This window comes from Aeromicrobium sp., from assembly GCF_047607065.1.
In the GTDB taxonomy this organism is placed as follows: domain Bacteria; phylum Actinomycetota; class Actinomycetes; order Propionibacteriales; family Nocardioidaceae; genus Aeromicrobium.
Genome location: NZ_JASGDU010000019.1, coordinates 1 through 2,915 on the forward strand (window position 1 = coordinate 1; position 2,915 = coordinate 2,915).

The window sequence follows — 2,915 nt, forward strand, 5'->3', positions numbered from 1 at the left end:
GACGAGGGGATACTCGAAGACGACGTGCGTCTCGATCAGATTCTGTCCGCCGACGGCGACCGTCTCTGGTACGACTACGACTTCGGCGATGACTGGAAGCACCTCCTGCGCGTCGAGAAGGTGCTCGACAGCCCTCCCCCTGCCCCGGTGTGCATCGGCGGAAAGCTCGCCTGCCCACCGGAGGACTGCGGAGGCGTCTGGGGTTACGCCGAACTCGCCGACTGGGTGCGCAGCGACTACGACGACGCGCTCCGCCCCGAGGTGTTCGAGAACGCAGCGGAAGGGCACGCGTGGCTGCCCGACGGCTGGCATCCCGACGCCTTCGACATCGATGAGACGAACGAGCTCATCGCCGCCGTCACTGCGGAGCCGATCCCCGTCGTCGAAGAGCTCGCGTCTCTGCTGGAGGTGGCACGGAACCGAGGCGCACGCGGTCTGCGCGACGCGCTTGCTCATCCGTCCGCTTCCGGCACGACGAACGTCAGCGTCGACGAGGCCGCCGATCTCACCGAGCCGTTCCGTGTGCTCCTCGACGTCATCGGTGACGGTATGGCGCTGACCAGCGCCGGGTATCTGAGACCCACCGCTGTCGAGCAGATCGCCCACCGCACGGGCATCACCGAATGGTGGATCGGCAAGGCCAACCGTGAAGATCTCACCTGGCCCGTCCGGGAGCTGCGCGCCGCGGCGCGAGCGCTCGGACTCGTGTCGGTGCGCAAGGGCCGCATCGCTCCCACGCAGGTCATCGCGAAACGTCGCGACGACCCGCAGGCGATCCTGCGGCACATCACCGGGCGACTCCCACTCGGAACGACCCCCGCCGAACGGCACGCCGGCTGGATGGCGCTCACCGTCGTCGCGAACGAGGAGCCTGCCGAACTCTGGGAAGCAAGCATCAGCGAACTCATGTACGACCTCGGCTGGCGCGACCGCGAGGATCCCTACCGCCTGCCCTCGCCCGAGAGCCTCACGCTCGACGCGCTCCGCGTGCTCGCGGGGGCGATGCGCACGAACGGGCAGCCCACGGGTGTGACCCCGGCTGTCGCAGCCATCGCCCGGGCCGCCATACGGGCCTGACTGCTATGTGGCCCGCAGGAGGGTTTCTGGTCACCAATCTGGTCACCAGATCACGTGCCGCGAGGTCCGGCAGAAACCGTCACAGGCCTGCCCAACCTTTAGCCGGTTCGGTCGGCTCAGACGGTGCGCCGGATGCCGTGTTCCACTTCCGTTCGACGGGGCTCCACAGGGCGTTGGCGTCGAGCCCGTCCAGGGCCGGGTCGACGAAGTCGGCAGCCGCAGCAACGGTGTCGGAGAACCTCTCCGGCAGACTCGCGCCCGCCTCACCGAGCCCCTTCCGGTAGGCGACATAGGTGGAGTTGCGCAGCACTGCGAGCCCCTCGGCGGCCTGCGTCAACGGAATCAACGTGGTCCCGCGGAAACCTGCGGTGGCCGTGAGCGCTTCGCGCAGTGCTCCGCACTGGAGCGCCTGTGTGCCGGTCAAGAGATGGATGTCAGCGAAGTCACGCACGCGCGTATTCGCTCGTCCCAGTTCTATCGCGGTGACGAGTTTCTCTGCGAGCACCGTCTCGATCGGGTAGCCCAGGATGCGGATCGGCGGAGCGTCCGGCCGCAGCGACGGCAGCTCAACTGGTCGCGGGGCCGGAGTGACGGGGTCGCCGAAGTTGATGTCGAGCCGCAGCTTGACCTGCGCTGTCGCGAGCCGTGCCGTCATCGTCACCCGCACGCCGGAATACAGCGCGTCATCGCGGATCACTGCGGTGGTGACCGTGTCGGGCAGGAACTCCACGCCGTCGTCTGGGTCTTCGATCGCGACGATCTCGGCCACGCGGCGGGCCACGGTCTCTTGATCAGAGGCCATGTTGCGCGCGAGGGCGTCGGCGTCGACCGTTGGACGGCGGGTGCCGAAGGAAGCCAGCAACATCCCGCCCTTCAGGATGAAGTCCGCGGCGTATGGTGAGCGCGACATGCGCGACAGCCAGCGCTCGACGATGTACATCGTGAGCAGTTCCTGCGTGCCACGGTTCTGGCGGCGAGCCTGGTTCTGCAAGTCGAGGTATGCGCGCCCTGCGGCGCTCTCTCGCGTGGGCCGACTCATCGGGCACTCGCAACATCGAGCGCAGCGCGCATCGGCCCGAACGTGCCCAGCGCCTCCGCGTACTCCAGCAGCAGTGCCGGTCTCGAATTCGGTGCTGCCAGGTATCGGTAAAGCGCGGCGTGCGCGATCGGCTCGCCAAGGCGCTTCCGGAACCGCATGAGATCCACCACCGTCCTCGCCGCGTCGTAGATGCGGACCGGCTCCCCCGGCCCCGCCTCGAACGCGGTCACACCGAGTTCAAACGTGGCCTCCTCGAAGCGAAACACCATCACGGGCGGGTAAGCGATCACCGGCGTGTGCGACCGTTTGGGAACCGCGATCTGCACCGACCCCGGCATCTCGTCCGTCAGGTCATGGATCGCTGCCGCCGAGATACAGCACACGATCGCGCGAGGAGCGCGGTGCGCCACGGCGATCATGTCGGGGTACGACGCCGGGGGCGCGTCTGCCCGACGGAAGACCCCGCGCGAGAGTTCGATGATCTGCCCGCCATCTCGCCAGGCATACAGATCTCTCGGATGCACACCGTGCGCCCGTGAGGTCTCCGTCGTGAACGTCGACGGGAGCGACTCATCCAACTCCTTCATGGATACAATCCTCGCACAGGCCACTCAGCCATGTGTGGTTTTTATCCATCTCTGGTCACGCGTTCTTCTCGCTATGGTCAGCCGACCTTCACTCAAACCTCACGAAGAACAGAGACGACGGTTTGAGTAGACCGGAATTGGCCAGGGTGCTTGGACTCGAACCAAGAACAACTGAGACGTATTCCTCGATCCCAGAGATGGATAAAAACCAC

The 2,915-nt window shown here is 66.5% G+C and carries 3 protein-coding genes; 1 reads left to right on the forward strand and 2 read right to left on the reverse strand.

Translation table 11 applies throughout. The features are described 5' to 3' along the window. On the forward strand, positions 1–1,077 hold a 1,077-nt coding region (locus QM597_RS02705; RefSeq protein ID WP_415003335.1), incomplete at its 5' end, for a plasmid pRiA4b ORF-3 family protein. A 79-nt stretch (positions 1,078–1,156) separates the two neighbouring features. On the opposite strand, the gene QM597_RS02710 is transcribed toward QM597_RS02705, so the two are convergent. Both QM597_RS02710 and QM597_RS02715 read right to left on the reverse strand, forming a co-directional pair. Next, a complete protein-coding gene (locus QM597_RS02710) occupies positions 1,157–2,116 on the reverse strand; it encodes a nucleotidyl transferase AbiEii/AbiGii toxin family protein (protein WP_415003336.1) in 960 nt (319 codons plus the stop codon). Next, positions 2,113–2,703 (reverse strand): type IV toxin-antitoxin system AbiEi family antitoxin domain-containing protein, encoded by a 591-nt coding sequence (locus tag QM597_RS02715; protein ID WP_415003337.1) that lies wholly within the window; start codon positions 2,701–2,703, stop codon positions 2,113–2,115. Before QM597_RS02715 ends, QM597_RS02710 begins: the two co-directional genes overlap by 4 nt. Positions 2,704–2,915: the final 212 nt, after the last annotated feature.

Excerpts from the sequence above, each read along its gene's own strand:
- QM597_RS02715 (WP_415003337.1), bottom strand. The coding sequence starts at position 2,703 with ATGAAGGAGTTGGATGAGTCGCTCCCGTCGACGTTCACGACGGAGACC.
- QM597_RS02710 (WP_415003336.1), bottom strand. The coding sequence starts at position 2,116 with ATGAGTCGGCCCACGCGAGAGAGCGCCGCAGGGCGCGCATACCTCGAC.